A 17,695-nucleotide genomic window follows, 5' to 3' on the forward strand; every position below is an offset into this window, starting at 1 on the left:
CATCGCGGTGACAGGGCGCCCAGCCTCGAGAACGCGACCGAATCGACCCACCAGCGCCCTTCCGACGTCGATCGCGGTCGCGGGCTCACCTGGTCGGACGCGACTCAATCCTCCGCACGCCGCCTGCGCCGCGGAGTGGACTCGTTCGCGCCGTTGGCCGCGAGCAGGTCCATCACCGACCGGCCGGACGCGTGGGAGCCGGCGGCGGGGGTCTCCGGACGGCTGTGCGACGACCCGTTGCGGGACGGCGCCTCTTCCTCCGGCTTCGCCCGCCTGCCGCCGTGACGGCCGCCTGACGACTCCTGGCCCTGCCAAGCCGGGGGCTCGCCGTCCGGACGGCGGCGACGGCCGCCACCGGTGGGCTCCGGGACGTTGGGGGCCGGGGTGAGCGACACCGAGGAGTCCTCGGCCGCCCGGCGACGGCGTCCGCCGCTCCCGTTCTGCGTCATGCGGACCTCTTCGGGCAGCGTCGGGTTCACCGCGGGCGGCTCCTCGACGGGTGGGCTGTGCCGCGACGGCGCCTCGGCGGCCGGACGGCGCACCGGTTCGGGCTCCGGCGGCCGGACGGGCTCGGCACGGCGGGGAGGCTCGGACACGACCGGGATCGACAGCGGGGTCGGGGGCTCCGGATCACGACGAGGCTGAGGGCTGGACTGGGGCCGCGGCAGGGAGGCCGACTGCTGGGGCTTCGACGGCGGCGCGGGGCGCAGCCGGTCCTGGAAGTCGTCCTTCCGGGGGAACGCGGCGCTCAGGTCGGAGACCGGGCGCTCCTGCGTCCACGACGGCTTCCACTCGCCGGTGGCCTCCATCGGCTCCGGCGTGGCGGCGGGCTTGTTCGCGGGCGGCGGCGTGCCACCGGCCGGACGAGGCCGTTCGACCGGCTTCATCCCGGGCCGGGTCAGGCCGAGCTCGCGGTTCGGCCGGGGACGGTCCGGCTCGACCTTCTTGACCGGCTTCGCCTGAGCCGCGGGCTTCACCGGCGGTGTCTGCTTGCGGGTCTGCTCCTCCGGCCGCGGCGCGGGCGGGCGCTGCACGGTGCCGGCGTCGAGGCGCTGCTGCAGCGAAGGCTGCTGCGGACGGCGGGGCGGTTCGTTGCGCTGGGGCTCCGGGCGCTGCGGTTCCTGACGCGGCGGCTCCGGGCGCTGGGGCTGCCGGGCGACGGCGGGCATCGACGGCTGCGAGACCTCGGCGCGCGAGATCCCCGGCATGGACGGGCGGGACACCTCGGCCGGGGTCACCGGCGGCGGGGTCTTGCGCTTGGGGTCGACCCTCGGCATCGGCCGGGAGACCTCGGCGGGCGACATCCCGGGGTTGGACATTTCGAGCCGCTCGCGGCGGGCGGCTTCGGCGGCGAGCGCCTCGGCCGCCTTCGACGCGCGGGCGTCCGCCTTGCGCATGCTGCGGCGAGTCGACTCGTCGACCGGCTTCGGCCGCGGGACCTGATTGCTCTGGCCGTAGCCGTTGGCACCGTTGGTGCCGTTGACCTGGCCGTTCGCCGGTTTTCGCCGGGCGGCGGGCGGGGCACCGGCCCGCACCGACGCCGGTTCGAGGACGCGGTCGATCATCTCTGTCGGGCGTTCCCGCCCGTGTTCACGCTCGTCGACGTCGATCGTGGTGCTCTTGGCCGCCATGAGCTGGGGTTTGCCGTTGCCGTTCTCGGACCCCGCGCTCATCAGCTGCTTGTTGTCGAGGGACCGCATCCGGGTGGCCTGCGCGGTGAGCGCGACACGTTCGAGGAGGACCTCGCCACCGCCGAAGAGCGACTGGAGGCTCTCACGCAGGGCTGTCACCTCGGCCCTGAGCGCTTCGAGCTCCTCTTGGGAACGGCTGTCGGCGGCCTGCCGGGTCTCCGCTTCCATCTCCAGCTCGAACTCGCGGCGGGCGGCGATCTCGCGTTCCAGCTCCAGCTCGTAGACGGCCTGCGCTTCGGCGACGGCTTCTTCGCTCTGTGACACGTGCTTGCGCGAGCGGACCGCCAGGAACGCGCCGATCAAGGCGGCCCACAGCGCCGCGACGATTCCCAGCCGCAAGTAGCGGAGGTCGTCGGAAAGCACCAATGCGAGAGTCGCGCCGACGGCGAGAACCAAGCCGACGACAAGCCACGGCCTACCCGCAAGGCGGCCGCGCGAGTCGTCACCCACCCCGGTCATGCCCAACACCGTACCTTCTAGTAATCCGAACGAGACCTAGTCGGTACTTCGAGCGGTGGCTCTCGAGCGTTAACCGGTCGGCTCGGGATCGCGCTCCCGATCGCTGCCTTCGGGGGTCCGGCAGCAGTGTTCGAGCCACAAAGCCGCAGCTACCAGCGCCACCGAGCTGACGATCCCGACCGTCGCCGAGCGGAGGTCGCCGCTCGCCGCGAGGAGTTCGTCACGTCGCGGAAAAAGATACGCGAAAGCCGCCAGCCAGACCCCCGTCATGACGGATCCGGCGAGTGACGACGCCTTGGCGAGAGCCACCGATCGGGCGACGGAGATCGCGGACAGCACCCGCCCTTCTTTGATCCGCGAACGGACGATGAAGGCGAGCACGGTCTCGCAGAGCGCGAGGACGAGCAGCGTGATCCCGGCGAAGAGCGGGAGCGCGGGGAAGGATCCGTAGGCGACCTGGAAGAGCAGATAGGCCAGGACCAAACCCAGGAGGCCGGCCACTGCCAGCTCACGTGGCCGGGTGAAGTGCATGGTCCAACGCTACCTGGGAGGCTTGACTCTCCACCAACTGGAGAGTCGACGATGAAGCACATGGGCACCGCAGCGGTTTTCACCATCGGGGAGCTGGCCAAACGGACCGGCCTGCCGGTGAAGACCATCCGCTTCTACTCCGACGAAGGGCTCCTTCCGCCGACCGACCGCACCGATTCCGGCTACCGCCTCTACGACGCCACCGCGATGGCGCGCCTGGAGCTGGTCCGGACGCTGCGGGAGCTCGGGCTGGGTCTCGCGGACGTGGAGCGGGCGCTGACCAGGGAAGCGACCATCGGGGACCTCGCGGTCCAGCACGTCGCCGCCCTGGACGAGCAGATCCGGCGGCTGGAGCTGCGCCGCGCGGTCCTGCGAGCGGTGGCCAAACGGGACTCACCACTGGAGGAGGTCGAACTGATGAACAAACTCGCGTCGATGTCGGACGAAGACCGCAAACGCTTGCTCGACGAGTTCTGGCAGGACATGGTCGAAGGGCTGGAGCTGGACCCGCAGTTCTACGAGCGGATGCGCTCGGCGAAACCGGAACTGCCCGACGACCCGACGCCCGAGCAGCTGGAGGCGTGGATCGAGTTCGCCGAGCTCGTGCAGGACGACGAGTTCCGCGCGTCCATCCGCCGGATGAGCGAGTGGCACTCGAAGCTCCGGAAGCAGGACGGGGCGGACTTCGGCTCACAGCAGCAAGAACTGTGGATGGCCTGGAGCGCGAAGGCGTCCGAAGCGCTCGAAGCCGGCCTTGCGCCGGACTCGGCCGAGGGCCGGGAACTGGCGGAGACGATCTTCGCGGAGTCTTCGCGGAACGGGCGGGACGCGGCCGACCCGGCTTGGCGGAGGCGGCTGACCGACGGGATGGCGGTCAGCTCCGACCCGCGCGCCGAGCACTACTGGGTGCTGCTGGGGAGGATGAACGGCTGGCCGTCGTTCCCCTCGCAGATGCCGCAGGCCGAGTGGATCATCGCCGCGATGCGCTCCGCCCTGGGATAGCAAGGGACCTTTGCTATCGCGCCCGCCCCTCCCGCGTTTCGTCCTCTGGTTGCGGTGGTTCGCACCACGCACTACCGCAACTAGAGGACGAAACGCGGGAGTCAGGCGACGGCGAGTGTGAGTGACGCCCTGATCGCTTGAAGTACGTGATGGCCCCCTTCCTTGCGTCTAGCGCAAGGAAGGGGGCCATCACGTACTTCGGCAAGGCGTGAGGGTCGAGTTTCTTCGGCTGAGCCGAGGGCAGGGAGCCTCCACACGTAGCCGCTGTGATCACTGGCGCGTGGGGCGATCACGAAGGCAGTGAAGGTCTCCATCACTACTGTCAAGGTAGGCAAGGGGCCCTTCACGACCCGGCCCCGTGAACGACCGCAGCCAGAGGCCGGTAGGTGACCAAGACACCCTCGGCCAGAACCCGAATCGCCACTCACGACCCACGCGACCAAACGCCCCCTCCCGCGTTTCGTCCTCTGGTTGCGGTGGTTCGCACCACGCACTACCGCAACTAGAGGGCGCCCTACTCCGGGGTCAGGCGACGGCGAGCGTGAGCGGGGTCCGGCGCACCGAGTCGACGTCGGAGGCGGGGCGGGCGGCGAGGAGGGCCGCGACGGGACCGTGGCCGGGGAGCACCGCGTCGGGCTCGATCTCCAGCCAGGGGATCAGCACGCTCGCGCGCTCCGGCGTGCCGGGATGAGGAAGCAGCAACTGGGGGTCGTCGGAGCGCACCCCGTCCACGGTCACGATGTCGACGTCCAGCGTGCGCGGCCCCCAGCGGACCTCACGCACGCGCTCGGCCTCCCACTCGGCCGCCTGCCCGGCACGCAGCCAGTCCCAGTGGTCGCGAGCCGGGTCGTCGACCAGGACGAGGGCGTTGAGAAAGTCCGGCTGGTCCTCGACACCCCACGCCTTCGTCTCGTACACCGACGAAACCGCGACCACCGCGGGCCGCACCGCGTCCACGGCCGACTGAAGGAACGCGAGCCGGTCCCCCAGATTCGAACCGAGCGAAAGCAGCGCGCGGCTCATCGCTCCCGCCGCACACTCACGGCGACGTCGTCGAAGTTCAGCGGGATCGGCGCGGACGGCTTGTGCACGGTCACCTCGACGGCGGTCAGCCGCTCGTCGCGCAGGACCTCGTCGGCGATCTTCCCGGCGACACTCTCGATGAGGTCGTACGGCTCGCCCGCCACGATCCCGGCGGCGAGTTCGGCCAGTTCGCCGTAGTGCAGCGTCTTGGTCAGGTCGTCGGACGCGGCGGCCGGGCCGAGGTCCAGCCACACCACGATGTCGACGACGAACTCCTGCCCGTCGCGCTTCTCGTGGTCGAAGACCCCGTGCCTGCCGAAGACCCTCAAGCCGGTCAACGTGATCCGGTCAGACAACGGGACTCCCCTTCCGCCAAGCCGCCGCGACGGTCACGGCGTCGATACTCGCGCCGACCTCGTGCACCCGCACACCCCAGGCGCCCGCCGCCGCGGCGAGCGCGGACACGGCCGCGGTCGCGTTCTCCCGGCCGTCCGGCGGAGCGGGCTTTCCGTCCTTTCCGGACAAAAGGCGCCCGAGGAACCGTTTGCGCGAGGCGCCGACGAGCACCGGGAAACCCAGTGACAGGAAGGAATCCAGGCCGTTCAGCAGCGCCCAGTCGTGTTCGGCGTCCTTCGCGAAACCGAGCCCCGGATCGAGCACGATCGCACTCTGGTCGACCCCCGCGGCGACCGCTTCGTCCACTCGGGACAGCAGTTCGGCGCGCACGTCCGCGACGACGTCCGCATAGGACGCCAGCGCGTTCATGTCCTTGCTGTGCCCGCGCCAGTGCATCAGCACCCACGGGACCCCGGTCTCCGCGGCGACCTTCGCCATGTTCGGATCGGCCAGCCCACCGGAGACGTCGTTGATGACCGACGCGCCCGCGTCGACGGCGGCGAGGGCGACCTCGGCCCGCGTGGTGTCCACGGACATCGCGACACCGTCGGCCGCGAGGGTGCGGATCACCGGCATGATCCGGGAAATCTCGGTTTCGGCGTCCACTCGGGACGCCCCGGGCCTGGTCGACTCGCCGCCGACGTCGATCAGGTCCGCGCCGCGCGCCCACATCTCGTGCGCGTGCTCCAGCGCCTGCTCGACCCCGAGGTAGCGGCCGCCGTCGGAGAAGGAATCGGGGGTGACGTTGAGGATGCCCATCACCGCGCAGCGGCCGGGCCGGGGCAGGGCGGTCATCGACGGCCCTTGATGAGGTCCAGCGCCTCCGCCCGCGAGGACGCCGAAGACTTCAGCAGACCGCGCACGGCCGACGTCGTCGTCCGGGCGCCGGGCTTGCGGATCCCGCGCATGGCCATGCAGAGATGCTCGGCCTCGACCACGACGATCGCGCCGCGGGGGGCGAGTTTGCGCATGAGCGCGTCGGCCACCTGCGAGGTGAGACGCTCCTGGACCTGCGGGCGCTTGGCGTAGAGGTCGACGAGCCTGGCCAGTTTGGACAGACCGGTGACCTTGCCGTGGCCGTTCGGGATGTAGCCGACGTGGGCGACACCGTGGAAGGGGACCAGGTGGTGTTCACAGGTCGAGAACATCGGGATGTCCGTCACCAGGACGAGTTCTTCGTGCGCCTCGTCGAACGTGCGGTCCAGCACGTGGTCCGGCTCGGTGTAGAGCCCGGCGAACATTTCCCGGTAAGCGCGAGCGACCCGGGCCGGGGTCTCCAAGAGACCGTCCCGGTCCGGGTCCTCACCACAGGCGAGCAGGAGTTCGCGTACGGCTTTCTCGGCCCGCTCTTGGTCGAAGACCGGGCTTTCGCCGTTAACGCTTGGTGTCGTCCTGTCCGTCGTCACGCCGTTGCTGTCCTTCGTCCTGCTGACCGCCAGGCTGGCCCGGCTCGCCGCCGAACCAGGTGTCGCGCGGACGGTCTTCGGCGGGACGCCAGGGCTGGTTCGGCTGTCCGCCCGGCTGAGTCGCCGGGGTCCATCCGGGAGGAGCCCCGTAGTTCGGCGGACCGCCAACGGGCCCACCCTGATAACCGCCTGCCGGACCGCCCGGCTGCTGCCCACCATATGCCTGGGGCCAGTGGCCGGTGCCGTTCGGCCCACCGTTCGGGCGGCCACCGTTGGGGTAGGCGCCCGGTTGCGGCGGAGCGTAGGGGTTGGCGTTCGGGTCCGGCGGCGGGACCGGCGCCGCGTACGGCGGGCCACCGGGAAGGTCGCCGCCACCCTGCGCGGTGCCGACCGGGGTCGGCGCCGGCTGCAGCACCGGCTGCTCCTTCTTCTCCTCCGGCGGGGGCCACGGCTCGCCGCGCTCCATCGCCAGCTCGCCGGGGGTCTTGATCGGCGGCTTGTCCGACGGCTTCCGCTCGCCGAACTCGTTGAAGATGGTGATGTGCGGGCGCTTCTCGACGGTCGCGAAGATCCGCTCGAGATCCTTGCGGGTCAGCGTCTCCTTCTCGAGGAGTTCGATGACCAGCTCGTCCAGCACGTCGCGGTAGGTGCTCAGCACGTGCCACGCCTCGGTGTGCGCGGTCTCGATGAGCTTGCGCACCTCCTCGTCGATCTCGTGCGCGACCTCGAGCGAGTAGTCCGCCTGGCGGCCCGCCGAGCGGCCGAGGAACGGGTCACCCTGCTCCTGGCCGTACTTGACGGCGCCGAGCCGGGCGCTCATGCCGTATTCGGTGACCATCGCGCGGGCGATCTTGGTCGCCTGCTCGATGTCGGAGGAGGCACCGGTGGTGGGCTCGTGGAAGACGAGCTCCTCCGCCGTCCGGCCGCCCATCGCGAAGACCAGGCGCCCGATCATCTCCGAACGGGTCATCAACTCCTTGTCGTCCTCCGGGACGAGCAGGGCGTGACCGCCGGTGCGCCCGCGCGGCAGGATCGTCAGCTTGTAGACCGGCTCGATGTCCGGCATCGCCCACGCGGCGAGCGCGTGCCCGCCCTCGTGGTAGGCCGTGATCTTCTTCTCCTTCTCGGAGATGATCCGGCTCTTGCGGGCGGGGCCGCCGACGACGCGGTCGACCGACTCCTCCAGTGCCTCGTCGGTGATCACGTGCCCGTTCTGGCGGGCGGTGAGCAGCGCGGCCTCGTTGAGCACGTTCGCCAGGTCGGCGCCGGACATGCCGACGGTCCGCTTGGCGAGGCCGCTCAGGTCGGTGCCCTGCGCGATCGGCTTGCCCTTGGCGTGCACCTCGAGGATCGCCCTGCGACCGCGCATATCCGGTGCGGACACCGGGATCTGGCGGTCGAAGCGGCCGGGACGCAGGAGCGCCGGGTCGAGGATGTCGGGCCGGTTGGTGGCGGCGATCAGGATGATGCCGCCGCGCGCGTCGAAGCCGTCCATCTCGACGAGGAGCTGGTTCAGCGTCTGCTCACGTTCGTCGTGACCGCCGCCGAGGCCGGCGCCACGCTGGCGGCCGACCGCGTCGATCTCGTCGACGAAGATGATGCAGGGCGCGTTCTGCTTGGCCTGCTCGAACAGGTCACGGACCCGCGAGGCGCCGACACCGACGAACATCTCGACGAAGTCGGAACCGGAGATCGTGTAGAACGGCACGCCCGCCTCGCCGGCGACGGCTCGCGCGAGCAGCGTCTTACCGGTACCGGGCGGCCCGTAGAGCAGCACGCCCTTGGGGATCTTCGCGCCGAGTGCCTGGTAGCGCGCCGGGTTCTGCAGGAAGTCCTTGATCTCGTACAGCTCTTCGACGGCCTCGTCTGCGCCCGCGACGTCCCCGAAGGTCGTCTTGGGCATGTCCTTGTTGAGCTGTTTGGCCTTCGACTTGCCGAAGTTGAGGACGCGGTTCCCGCCGCCCTGTGCGTTGTTCATCATCCACATCAGCAGGCCCAGCACCAGCGCCAGCGGAATGGCGAAGATCAGGATCTGGGTGAGGACGTTCTGCTGGGTGACCTTGGTGGTGAACTTGACCGGGTTGTCGCCGTTCTTGAGGCCGATGAGCTGGCCGTAGATGTTGCCCGCGACGTTCGCCGGGTACTGCGCGATGATCTGGTCGACCTGCTGGCCTTCGACCTCGATCTTCTTGGTCAGCAGCAGCTTGATCTGCTGCTCCTTGTCCTCTTGCGAGGCTTCCTTGACGTTGTTCGCGGTGATCTGCTGATTCGCGATCGAGATCGGCACCTGGGTGTAGCCACGATCACTGTCGAAGATCGTGTTGTAGGCGAGAAACGCCAGTACCGCCGCGAGAATCCAGAGCACTGGGTTCTTGAGCACGCTCTTCCGGTTCATACGACTCGGCCCTGGTGGCCTCGACCCTTCCTGGTTGGGCGGCTCCTGTGATACCCGCCATCACGATCTTGACGACCCATGGTGCTCCGACACCCGCCCCTCAGGATACCGCCCGCCTGGACGGACGAGGGTGGTGAGCCTCTCGGACGTAAACGGCGGACGCCTCGTGAGGGTTCCCGGAGCGTGAACGCGCCAGTCACCCTAGCGTGTGTCGACCGCCACACCGGCGGCCATTTCACCGAGTCGCGTGCGGAGTGTCTTGACGTCGGCGGGCGAGACGGTGACCCATTCGCGGCCGTCCGGTCCGGCCTGTGACGTGCTGAGGTAGCGCCCGCTGACGGTGTCGAACCAGCCGAGGACGCGGGACCGCTGTTTGGCGCCGACCTGGGACCGGCTGTTCGCTGCGAGCTGACCGCCGCGCAGCCGGGGCTGGCCGGTGAGTTTGCCGAACGCCTCGCGCGGGTCCGCGGTGACGCGTTCACTGAGTGAGACGCGGGACTTGTCCTTACGACGGTTCTTGGCGGCTTCGGTCTCTTCGGCCTGCTTCGTCGGGTTGACGGCGGCGCGGATCGGCTGGGTGCGGCGGGCGTCGTCGATCGGCAGCGTGACGGACGCCTCGGAGCCGCGCTGACCCGGCGGCAGCACGTCGACGACCGCAGTCGGGAGCCCGTCCGCGGGCGCCTCGCGCAGCCAGATCCCGGACTGGTCCTGGATCGCGAGCACCCCGTCGCGACCGTCGGTGGCGCCGAGGACGGCGATCGTCGGGGCCTGGAACTCGGGGATGTGCAGCGCGTCGATGGTCAGCGAGCCGCGGGCGAGGAGGTACAGCCAGTCCTCGATCTTCGACTCGAGCCTTCCCCTGTTGTCGCGGAGGCCGCGGGCCTGGAGCTCGACTTCGGCACGGCTGCGCAGCGCCCGGCGCTCGGCCTCGGTCGCGCCGTGCGAACGCACGCGCAGCGGATAAGGCAGGTCGCCGAGTTCGGCGGACTCCCAGAGGAAGTCGAACGCCAGCGGCGTGAAGTGTTCCTGATGCATTGCTCCGTGCCCTCCCGGCACCTTGGCTCCTGGGCCTCGGGACGCCCAGGGGGTTCACGATAGCGAAGGGGTACGACAGTCGTCGGCCGGATGCGGATAGTGGTCCGCCGAGAACGCAATGAAGGGGACTTTCCTCGCAAATTTCGCAAGGAAAGTCCCCTTCATTGCACGGGCGGAAGGGCTCAGCGGGCGGGAGAGGCGTCGGCCGCGATCTTCCCCAGCATCTCCGTGAGCCGGTGGCGCAGCGTCGCCGGATCCGCGGGCGCGATGGTGATCCAGTCGCGGCCGTCGGAACCGCGGGTGGCCTGGGTGAAGTAACGGCCCGACTGCGTGTCGAACCAGCTCAGCACCGAAGACCGGCTCCGCGTGCCGTGCTTGCTGCGCGCGTTGGCGCCGAACTGGCCCCCGCGCAGCCGCGGCTGCGCCTGGAGCCGAGAGAGTGCCTTGCGGTCCTCGTCGGACGTCGCCGTACCGTCGACCTGCGGCTGGCGACGCTGGAGGAAGTCCGCCCCCGAAGCGCCGACGAGCCCGTCCAGCGGGAGGGTGATCGACTTCTCCGTGCCGCGCGAACCCGGCGGCAGGAGGGAGACGATCGCGCTCGCGAGGCCGTCCGGGGCGATGGGGTGGAAGTGGAAACCGCGCGGGTCCTGCACCGTCAGGAGGCCTTGCCCGCCGAGCAGTGACGCGACCGCGAGCAGCGGTTCGGTGTTGGGATTGTTGAGCTGGACGCAGTCCAGGCTCAGATCCGGCCTCGCGAGAACACCGAAGAAGTCCTCGATGTGGGGTTCGGGGCGCCCCCGGTCGTCGGCGAGACGGCGCTGGCTCAGTGACTGGAACGTCTGCGCCCGCAGGGCGGCGCGCTCGTCCACGGTCGCCCCGTGCGAGCGGAGCCGCAGCGGGTACGGCAGCTCTCCGGCGTTCGCGGTCTCCCACAGGAAGTCCAGCTCGACCGTGGTGAGCAGCTCACCGTTCGCCATCATCAGCCCCCAAACAAGTCAGCGGGCGCGCGGCCGATGAGGCCGCGCGCCCGGTGAGAACCGCTTTAGCGATCGTCGTCTTCGGTCCAGGCACCGATGACCGGCGGCGGGGTCGCCTCGTTGGCACCGAAGGCGTCGTCCGGGTCCGGCTCGATGAGGAACGACGCGTGCGTGTGCTCCTCTTCCTGCTCGGCCTGCGCGCCGTGGGCGCCCATGCCCATGCCGCCGCCCATGCCCTGCATCGGCGGGGTGGCACCGCCGCCGATGGTGCCGCTGGAGGACACGATGCCCTGCTGCGGCACGGCCTGGGACGCGGCGCTCTGCGCGGGCGCGTTGTCGGTCGCCGCGGCGTCGGTGCTGTCGGTGTCCTTCGCGCCGGACTTGTTGCCCTGTCCGAGCGCCTTGGCACCGGCGTAACCGAGGCCGCCGCCGACCGCGGCCGCCGTGAGCGCCTGGCCGAGACCGTTGCCGCCGTTCGCCGGGGCGTGCGGGGCCATCGGCGCACCGGCGCCGGACGCCATACCGGCGCCAGGGCCGGGAGCGACACCCGAAGCCGGAAGGTTCCCGGTGGCGGCGTTGTAGCCGGCCTGCGAGAACACACCCGAGTCCGGACCGCCGTGGACGGCCGCCGCGGGCGAACCAGCCTGCACGCCGCCGTAGCCGTGCGTGCCGGCGAGGACGGGGGTGCCGGAGACGGCGCCCGAGTTGAGGCCACCGCCGCCGACGTTGCCGACACCGCTGAACGAAGCGCTGTTGTGCGAAGCGGTCGGCTTCATGCCGAGGGATTCGGGGCCGAAGCTCGGGGTCGAGCTGTCGACCTCGCTCATCTCCTTGGTGTAGGCCTCGAGGAACCTGGCCTGCTCCGCCCGCACTTCCTTGTCCTGGTCGGCGAGGGGCTTCTGGTCGGTGATCATGCCGACCGGGCCAGCCGCGAGAGCCGCGCCCAGCGCACCCTCGGGGGTGTAGCTGGTCGGCTTCGGCATGAGCTTGACCTTGGTGGCCGCGTCGGCCTGCTTCTGCAGCCTGTCCGACATCGTGTGCGCGGCCTCGGAGGCCTGCGAGCCCGAGTTCGCGATGGCGACCAGCGAACCCTGCGCGCTCGCCGCGCCCTGCCCGATCCAGGCGGCGCCCAGTTCGGAGATCGCGTTGTAGAGGTCGTTCGACGCCTGGCTCAGCTTGGAGCCGTGCGAGGTCCACGACTGGCTGATCGACGTCGCGGTGCTGGGGTCGTTGCCGACGTTGGCCTGGTCCCACAGCTCCTGGCTGGTCGGGGCGCTCTCCCAGTTCGGCGGGTTGGTGATGGCGCGGTCGGCGCCGATGTCGAACCCGTCCGAACGCCCGCGAGCGGACGAGACGATGCCCGCGGCCTGCGAGTTGTCGCCGAGCTGGACCGGGGTGCTGCTGGTGTTCTCGCCGAAAGAGTCGGCACTGTGCTTCGGTGGCATGGCTTTCTGACTCCCCCTCAGACGTTCCGGAACGGCTCGGCCGCGGCCTGGTCGATCTCGTGGTAGCGGGCCATCGCGGTGACGATGCCGGACTCGGCCGCCTCGTACTGCTGGTACAGGTTCTGGAGAGCGGCGGCGTACGAGTCGCCGCCGCCGTCGGCGCGGTTCGCGACCTTCGCGGCGATGGCGTTGCCGACCGGGTTGTTGCCCAGCTTCGGCGCCTGCCCGAGGTCACCGGCACGCTGGAGCAGCGCCTCGACGGCGTCCTTGCCGGTCCGGATCTTGTTCAGTGCGGTCTGGGCCGCGTCCGGGTCGATCCCGACCTGGCCCTGGGCCGCGGCGTTCTTGAACGCGTTCGCGTCCGCCAAGCTGCTGTTCCCCATCTGAGCTCTCTCCGTTTCCCCCGGGCCAGGTCACGACTGATTCGTGACGAAGGTCTTCGCATAGGTTAACGCACTTGATCGCAGCCTATGACGCGTTCGCCGTGCTCAGGGTTCCGCATTTCCGCCGATGCGGGCAAGCGGTTCTCAGGACGTGTAAACGTGCGGATCCAGGGTGCCGATGTAGGGCAGGTCCCGGTAACGCTCCGCGTAGTCGAGGCCGTATCCGACTACGAATTCGTTGGGAATGTCGAACCCGATGTACTTGACCGGTACATCGACCTTGACCGCTTCCGGCTTGCGCAGGAGCGAGACGACCTCGAGCGAGGCCGGGTTGCGGCTGGCGAGGTTCTTCAGCAACCAGGACAGCGTGAGCCCGGAGTCGACGATGTCCTCGACGATGAGCACGTCGCGGCCGGCGATGTCGCGATCGAGGTCCTTGAGGATCCGCACCACGCCGGACGACGAGGTCGCCGAGCCGTAGGAGGAGACCGCCATGAACTCGAGCTGTGAAGGAAGAGGAAGTGCCCTGGCGAAGTCGGTCATGAACATCACCGCGCCCTTGAGCACCCCGACGAGCAGGAGGTCTCCCTGCCCCGAACCGGGGCCGTCGGCCGGGTAGTCCGCGGCGACCTTCGCGGCCAGCTCGGCGATCTTGTCGTTGATCTGCTGCTCGGTGACGAGCACGGAGGCGATCTCGCCTTCGTACACAGGACGATCCCCTCTAGGTGGTGGATTGGGGTGCTTCGACCGAGAGCCTGCCATGCGCCCGGGTGGCCACCAAGTCGCCGGGTAGCCAAACGCCCCCCTGACCCCGCCAATTGCCCACCAGGGCATCGACCGAACGGAGATGGGCGTCGGTCAGTTCGCGGACCCCGGAGTCCAGCAGCCACCTGCGGAGGACGCGCCGCCGCAGCGCTGGCGGCTCGGTGGCGAGCACCGCGACGTCGAGCCCCTCCTCGGTGAAAGCGCGCAGGTAGACCTCACCCGCGAGTGTGTCCAACGCCTCGGTGTCCTCGCGCAGTTGTGCCGCCGTCCGGGCGAGCGAAGCCGCGACACCGCCGGACAGCACATCCTCCAAAAGGGGCACTACTTCCGTTCGTAATCGGACACGCGTGAACCTCGGGTCCTCGTTGTGCGGGTCCTGCCACGGGTCGACGCCGAGCGCCCGGCAAGCCCGCCGGGTGGTGGCGCGGGTGACGCCGAGCAGCGGCCGTCCCCACGGCGGGTCGTGCGGCCGCATCCCGGCCAGCGAGCGCGGTCCCGAACCCCGGCCGAGACCGAGCAGGACGGTTTCGGCCTGGTCGTCGAGGGTGTGGCCGAGGAGGACGAGACCGTGTCCGCCGGGAAGTGCCGAGCGCAGGGCGCCGTAACGGGCCCGGCGGGCGGCCGCTTCCGGTCCGCCCGGGCCCTCGACCTTCACCGTCAGCACCTCGGCGGTGTCGGCGCCCAGTTTCCGGGCCGTGTCCGCCGCCTTCGCCGCGATCCCGGCGGAACCGTCCTGGAGCCCGTGATCGACGACGAGCGCCCGCACCTTCAGGCCCGCTCGGGTACCGGTGAACGCGGCCGCTTCGGCGAGCGCGAGCGAATCCGCGCCGCCGGAGACGGCGACGCACACCTCGTCGGTGACCTTCGCCGACGCGAGGAACTCCCGCACGGCCGTCCGCACGGCCGCGATCGCCGGATCCGGCCCGCTCACCCGTGCAGGCGCCGCACCCAGGCCGCCGGATCGGTGATCTCGGCCCTGGTCGGCAAGGTGTTCGGCGACGTCCACACCGCGTTGAAGCCGTCCATGCCGACGGCGCCGACGACGTGCTTGGTGAACTTCGCGCCCTGTTCGTACTGGCGCATCTTCGCGTCCACGCCGAGCAGGCCGCGCAGCACGCGGTCGATCAGGCCGCCGCCCTTGCGCCGGGCGGTGAACCGCGACCGGATCAGCTCGACACTGGGCACGACCTGCGGCCCGACGGCGTCCATCACGAAGTCGGCGTGCCCCTCCAGCAGGGTGGAGAGCGCGAGCAGCCGGTCGAACACCGCGCGTTCGCCCGGCGACTGCAGGAGTTCGGCGAGACCGGCGCCGCTCGCCTTGCCCTTGCCGATCTGCTTGATGGTGTCCGGCAGGCGGCCGACCAGATCGCTCAGCCCGTCCGCGTCGCGGCCGGCGAGCCCGCCGATCAGGCGCTCGACCTCGTCGGCGAAGTAGTCGCGCAGCCAGGTGACCGCGGTGAACTGCAGCCGGTGGGTGCATTCGTGCAGGCAGACCCACAGCCGGAAGTCGTGGCCGGGCACGTCCATCGCGCGCTGGGCGGCGACCACGTTCGGCGCGACGAGCACCAGCTGGCCCCGGCGTTCCGGCCCGCCGAACGGGTCGTACTGACCGAGGACCCGCGACGCCAGGAACGCGAGCACCAGACCGGTCTGGACACCGGCGCCACCGGCCAGCACGGGCGCCAGCGGGCCGCCTTGGGCCTCCGGCAGCGCGCGGCCGGTGAGCGCGTCGAGCCCCGCGGCGGCCGAACGGACCCAGCCGGGCCTGTCGACGACTTCGGCGGGCAGCAGTGGCAGGTCGAGGCCGAGCCCGGTCAGCTCACGGACGTGCCCCTCCGCCTCGCCGGTCAGCTCGCGCAGATCGGCGACGGCTTCATCGGCCACTTCGCGGTCGACCACCGGTCCGCCGCGCACCAGGAGCGCGCCCGTCGAGGCGGCCAGGGACCAGTCGACCATCGAACGCGTCTTGGTCGGCGTTTCCTCACTCACTCTTATGACGCTACCCGCTGGAAGACCGAATTCCGCCTCGACTTCCTCACGCTCCGATTCCGGTCGCTCACCGGATTCAGCGACAACCGCATTTGTGCAGGGTCGCCGCGACGACGTCGAGTGCGGCCCGGCCCTTGTTCTGGTCCGAACCGGACGACATGAGCGCGAACACCAGCATGCGGCCGTCGGTGTCCAGCACCACGCCGGCCAGGGTGTTCACCCCGGACAGCGTCCCGGTCTTGCCCCGGACCCAGCCCCGGCCGGCCGCCGACGCCGGATCGCCGTAGCGCTTCTCCAGCGTCCCGCTGCCGCCCGCGACGGGGAGGCCCGCCAGCAGCGGCCGCAGTTTGGCCGTCCTCGGATCCTTGCCGTCCGGCGCCGCGGCGACCGCGAGGATCTCGCTGAGCACCTTGGCCGGGATCTTGTTCTGGTCGGACAAACCGCTGCCGTCGTTGATCTGGACTCCGGTCAGGTCGAAGCCTGCCTGCTTGAGCACGTCCAGGGTCGCGGCCGCGCCGCCGGCGAACGACGGCTCGGCGCCCTTGGCGAGCGCGATCTGGCGGGCGAGGACGTCGGCGAGCATGTTGTCCGAAAGCTGGAGCAGCGAGTTCGCGAACTCCGCCAGCGGCTGCGATTTGACCTCGCCGAGCACCTTCGCGTCCTTCGGCGCCGTCGTCGTGCCGCCCGCTTGGGCTTCGAGCTTCCCCGCGATCTTCTGGGTCAGCGCGGTCGCGGGATTGGCGATGCGGGGCGCGTGGTCGCTCTTCGGGTCGTTGCGGCCACCGTCGGCCATCACGGGGACGACCGGGGCCATGTAGGTGTTCCCGGCGATGGTGTCCTCCGGGTCCCAGCCCTTCGCGGACGTCGGCCCCTTGAACAGGCTGACATCCAGCTGGACCTTGGAGATCTTGCCGCCGCTCGCCTTCTTGACCTGGGCGACGAGATCGTCGACGTGGGCGGCGCCCGGGTACAGCGGCGAGTCCGTGCCCAGGGGCAGCGAGGTCAGCGAAGGATCGCCGCCCGCGACGAGGATGACCGTGCCCGGATCGGCGCCCTGGACGATCTTCGTCGAGATCTGCGTTCCGTGGTCCAGCGACAGCAGCGCGGCCGCCACGACGAGGATCTTCGTGGTCGACGCCGGGGTCAGCGGGGTGCCGGAGTTCTTGTCCCAGAGGACGTCGCCGGTTGCCGCGTCCACCACGGTGCCGGTGAGCGTGCCGAGGTCCGCGGCACCGGCGGGACCCGCCAGCGCGGCCGTGAGACCCGCTTTCGTCGGCGCGACGCCGTTGATGTCCGGCCCGTGCAGGACACGGGTGACCCCGGCGGGCTGGGGGATGTCGCCCCTCGGCGCGTTCGGCGCCCAGGGCAGGCCGAGCCGGTTCGACACCTTGGGCATCGCGGCGGCGCCGCCCACCCCGGCGAGCAGCAGGACGACGACCAGCCCCGTGATCAGCAGGACCTTGCGCTTGCGCTTCTTCGGCTTCGGCGCGGGGGCGGCCTCGGCGGCCGGAGGTTCCTCGGACGGCGGCTGGGGCTGCTGGATCCCGACGGTGGCTTCGGGGTCGAAACGCTCTTCGGCGGGCTCGATGCGGACCGGGCGCGCGTGCATGGTCGCGGACGGGACCTCCGCGGGACGCGGCGGCTCGACCCGGTTCTGCTCGGGCCGTCGCGGCGGCTCCTGCGGCGGCGGCTCCTGGAGCGAGGGTTCCGGGCGTTCCTGGAGCGGAGGCTCTTGACGCTGGGGTTCTGGGCGCTGGGGCTCTTGACGGGGCTCGGGTCTCGCGAGCTCGTGTTCCCGCGTCGGAGTGGCGGCGCCCCGGTCGAACTGGTCCCAGTCCGGTTCGTCCGTCTGCCGCGGCTGGACGGGCTGGACGAAGACCGTCTTGGGCGCCTCGGGCTTCTCCGGCTCGACCGGCGTCACCGGCGCGAACGCGGACCACTGCGGGGTGGGCGTCTCCGGAATCTCGGGTTCGTCCTCGACCTCCACGACCGGCGAGAACCACGAGCCACTTTCGGGTGTGACCTTCGGCACTGAAAGCTCTTCGGTCTTGCCGTTCGCCAGACCCGACATGGGCAGCCAGACGGTGGCTTCACCGTCCCCCTTGGTGCCCTTGGGCTCGGCGGATGAGGTGTCCTTGTCGTCCGACGGCCACCTCGGGTCATCGTTTTCCGGCACGTAACGCTCCTTCATCCACCGT

General features: G+C 70.5%; 16 protein-coding genes. 1 reads left to right on the forward strand and 15 read right to left on the reverse strand.

Annotation, left to right across the window (positions count from 1 at the left end; translation table 11 throughout):
* Positions 1–104: 104 nt before the first annotated feature.
* Together BKN51_RS31385 and BKN51_RS31390 are read right to left on the reverse strand one after the other, a co-directional pair.
* Positions 105–2,150, reverse strand: coding sequence for a DUF6779 domain-containing protein (locus BKN51_RS31385; protein ID WP_101611071.1), 2,046 nt, complete (start codon positions 2,148–2,150; stop codon positions 105–107).
* Positions 2,151–2,219: 69 nt separating this feature from the next.
* On the reverse strand, positions 2,220–2,681 hold the full coding sequence (locus tag BKN51_RS31390; protein ID WP_101611072.1) for a DUF3180 domain-containing protein: 462 nt from the start codon (positions 2,679–2,681) through the stop codon (positions 2,220–2,222).
* A gap of 60 nt (positions 2,682–2,741) precedes the next feature.
* On the opposite strand from BKN51_RS31390, the gene BKN51_RS31395 reads away from it, so the two are divergent.
* The gene (locus BKN51_RS31395; RefSeq protein WP_101613564.1) at positions 2,742–3,683 is read left to right on the forward strand and encodes a MerR family transcriptional regulator; all 942 of its coding nucleotides are present in this window, start codon (positions 2,742–2,744) and stop codon (positions 3,681–3,683) included.
* Positions 3,684–4,208: 525 nt separating this feature from the next.
* Here BKN51_RS31395 and folK read toward each other — a convergent pair.
* The 13 genes from folK to dacB form a co-directional block, all read right to left on the reverse strand.
* Positions 4,209–4,706, reverse strand: a complete 498-nt coding sequence (folK, locus tag BKN51_RS31400; RefSeq protein ID WP_101611073.1) for a 2-amino-4-hydroxy-6-hydroxymethyldihydropteridine diphosphokinase — start codon at positions 4,704–4,706, stop codon at positions 4,209–4,211.
* Positions 4,703–5,062 (reverse strand): dihydroneopterin aldolase, encoded by a 360-nt coding sequence (gene folB, locus BKN51_RS31405; RefSeq protein WP_093933318.1) that lies wholly within the window; start codon positions 5,060–5,062, stop codon positions 4,703–4,705. Before folB ends, folK begins: the two co-directional genes overlap by 4 nt.
* Positions 5,055–5,897, reverse strand: coding sequence for a dihydropteroate synthase (folP, locus tag BKN51_RS31410; RefSeq protein ID WP_168214426.1), 843 nt, complete (start codon positions 5,895–5,897; stop codon positions 5,055–5,057). The genes folB and folP overlap by 8 nt, the downstream gene beginning before the upstream one ends.
* Positions 5,894–6,508: a GTP cyclohydrolase I FolE gene (gene folE, locus BKN51_RS31415; RefSeq protein ID WP_101611074.1), complete on the reverse strand. Its 615-nt coding sequence runs from the start codon at positions 6,506–6,508 to the stop codon at positions 5,894–5,896. Before folE ends, folP begins: the two co-directional genes overlap by 4 nt.
* Positions 6,477–8,903, reverse strand: coding sequence for an ATP-dependent zinc metalloprotease FtsH (ftsH, locus tag BKN51_RS31420; protein ID WP_101611075.1), 2,427 nt, complete (start codon positions 8,901–8,903; stop codon positions 6,477–6,479). Before ftsH ends, folE begins: the two co-directional genes overlap by 32 nt.
* Before the next feature lie 201 nt (positions 8,904–9,104).
* A complete protein-coding gene (locus BKN51_RS31425) occupies positions 9,105–9,938 on the reverse strand; it encodes an ESX secretion-associated protein EspG (RefSeq protein WP_101611076.1) in 834 nt (277 codons plus the stop codon).
* A 182-nt stretch (positions 9,939–10,120) separates the two neighbouring features.
* Positions 10,121–10,915: an ESX secretion-associated protein EspG gene (locus tag BKN51_RS31430; RefSeq protein WP_101613566.1), complete on the reverse strand. Its 795-nt coding sequence runs from the start codon at positions 10,913–10,915 to the stop codon at positions 10,121–10,123.
* Positions 10,916–10,980: 65 nt separating this feature from the next.
* Positions 10,981–12,360, reverse strand: coding sequence for a WXG100 family type VII secretion target (locus tag BKN51_RS31435; protein ID WP_101611077.1), 1,380 nt, complete (start codon positions 12,358–12,360; stop codon positions 10,981–10,983).
* A gap of 17 nt (positions 12,361–12,377) precedes the next feature.
* Positions 12,378–12,743 (reverse strand): hypothetical protein, encoded by a 366-nt coding sequence (locus BKN51_RS31440; protein ID WP_101611078.1) that lies wholly within the window; start codon positions 12,741–12,743, stop codon positions 12,378–12,380.
* A 144-nt stretch (positions 12,744–12,887) separates the two neighbouring features.
* Positions 12,888–13,451: a hypoxanthine phosphoribosyltransferase gene (gene hpt, locus BKN51_RS31445; protein ID WP_093933323.1), complete on the reverse strand. Its 564-nt coding sequence runs from the start codon at positions 13,449–13,451 to the stop codon at positions 12,888–12,890.
* Between the two features lie 13 nt (positions 13,452–13,464).
* Positions 13,465–14,439, reverse strand: coding sequence for a tRNA lysidine(34) synthetase TilS (tilS, locus tag BKN51_RS31450; RefSeq protein ID WP_101611079.1), 975 nt, complete (start codon positions 14,437–14,439; stop codon positions 13,465–13,467).
* Complete coding sequence (locus BKN51_RS31455) at positions 14,436–15,464, reverse strand: zinc-dependent metalloprotease (protein WP_101613567.1); 1,029 nt, start codon at positions 15,462–15,464, stop codon at positions 14,436–14,438. Before BKN51_RS31455 ends, tilS begins: the two co-directional genes overlap by 4 nt.
* A 109-nt stretch (positions 15,465–15,573) precedes the next feature.
* A complete protein-coding gene (gene dacB / locus BKN51_RS31460) occupies positions 15,574–17,688 on the reverse strand; it encodes a D-alanyl-D-alanine carboxypeptidase/D-alanyl-D-alanine endopeptidase (RefSeq protein WP_101611080.1) in 2,115 nt (704 codons plus the stop codon).
* Between the last annotated feature and the right edge of the window lie 7 nt (positions 17,689–17,695).

Source organism: Amycolatopsis sp. BJA-103, assembly GCF_002849735.1.
Taxonomy (GTDB): Bacteria; Actinomycetota; Actinomycetes; order Mycobacteriales; family Pseudonocardiaceae; genus Amycolatopsis.

Excerpts from the sequence above, each read along its gene's own strand:
- BKN51_RS31435 (WP_101611077.1), bottom strand. The coding sequence starts at position 12,360 with ATGCCACCGAAGCACAGTGCCGACTCTTTCGGCGAGAACACCAGCAGC.
- BKN51_RS31385 (WP_101611071.1), bottom strand. The coding sequence starts at position 2,150 with ATGACCGGGGTGGGTGACGACTCGCGCGGCCGCCTTGCGGGTAGGCCG.
- BKN51_RS31455 (WP_101613567.1), bottom strand. The coding sequence starts at position 15,464 with ATGGTCGACTGGTCCCTGGCCGCCTCGACGGGCGCGCTCCTGGTGCGC.
- BKN51_RS31390 (WP_101611072.1), bottom strand. The coding sequence starts at position 2,681 with ATGCACTTCACCCGGCCACGTGAGCTGGCAGTGGCCGGCCTCCTGGGT.
- ftsH (WP_101611075.1), bottom strand. The coding sequence starts at position 8,903 with ATGAACCGGAAGAGCGTGCTCAAGAACCCAGTGCTCTGGATTCTCGCG.
- BKN51_RS31440 (WP_101611078.1), bottom strand. The coding sequence starts at position 12,743 with ATGGGGAACAGCAGCTTGGCGGACGCGAACGCGTTCAAGAACGCCGCG.
- BKN51_RS31425 (WP_101611076.1), bottom strand. The coding sequence starts at position 9,938 with ATGCATCAGGAACACTTCACGCCGCTGGCGTTCGACTTCCTCTGGGAG.
- folK (WP_101611073.1), bottom strand. The coding sequence starts at position 4,706 with ATGAGCCGCGCGCTGCTTTCGCTCGGTTCGAATCTGGGGGACCGGCTC.
- BKN51_RS31430 (WP_101613566.1), bottom strand. The coding sequence starts at position 10,915 with ATGGCGAACGGTGAGCTGCTCACCACGGTCGAGCTGGACTTCCTGTGG.
- folP (WP_168214426.1), bottom strand. The coding sequence starts at position 5,897 with ATGACCGCCCTGCCCCGGCCCGGCCGCTGCGCGGTGATGGGCATCCTC.
- BKN51_RS31395 (WP_101613564.1), top strand. The coding sequence starts at position 2,742 with ATGGGCACCGCAGCGGTTTTCACCATCGGGGAGCTGGCCAAACGGACC.
- dacB (WP_101611080.1), bottom strand. The coding sequence starts at position 17,688 with ATGAAGGAGCGTTACGTGCCGGAAAACGATGACCCGAGGTGGCCGTCG.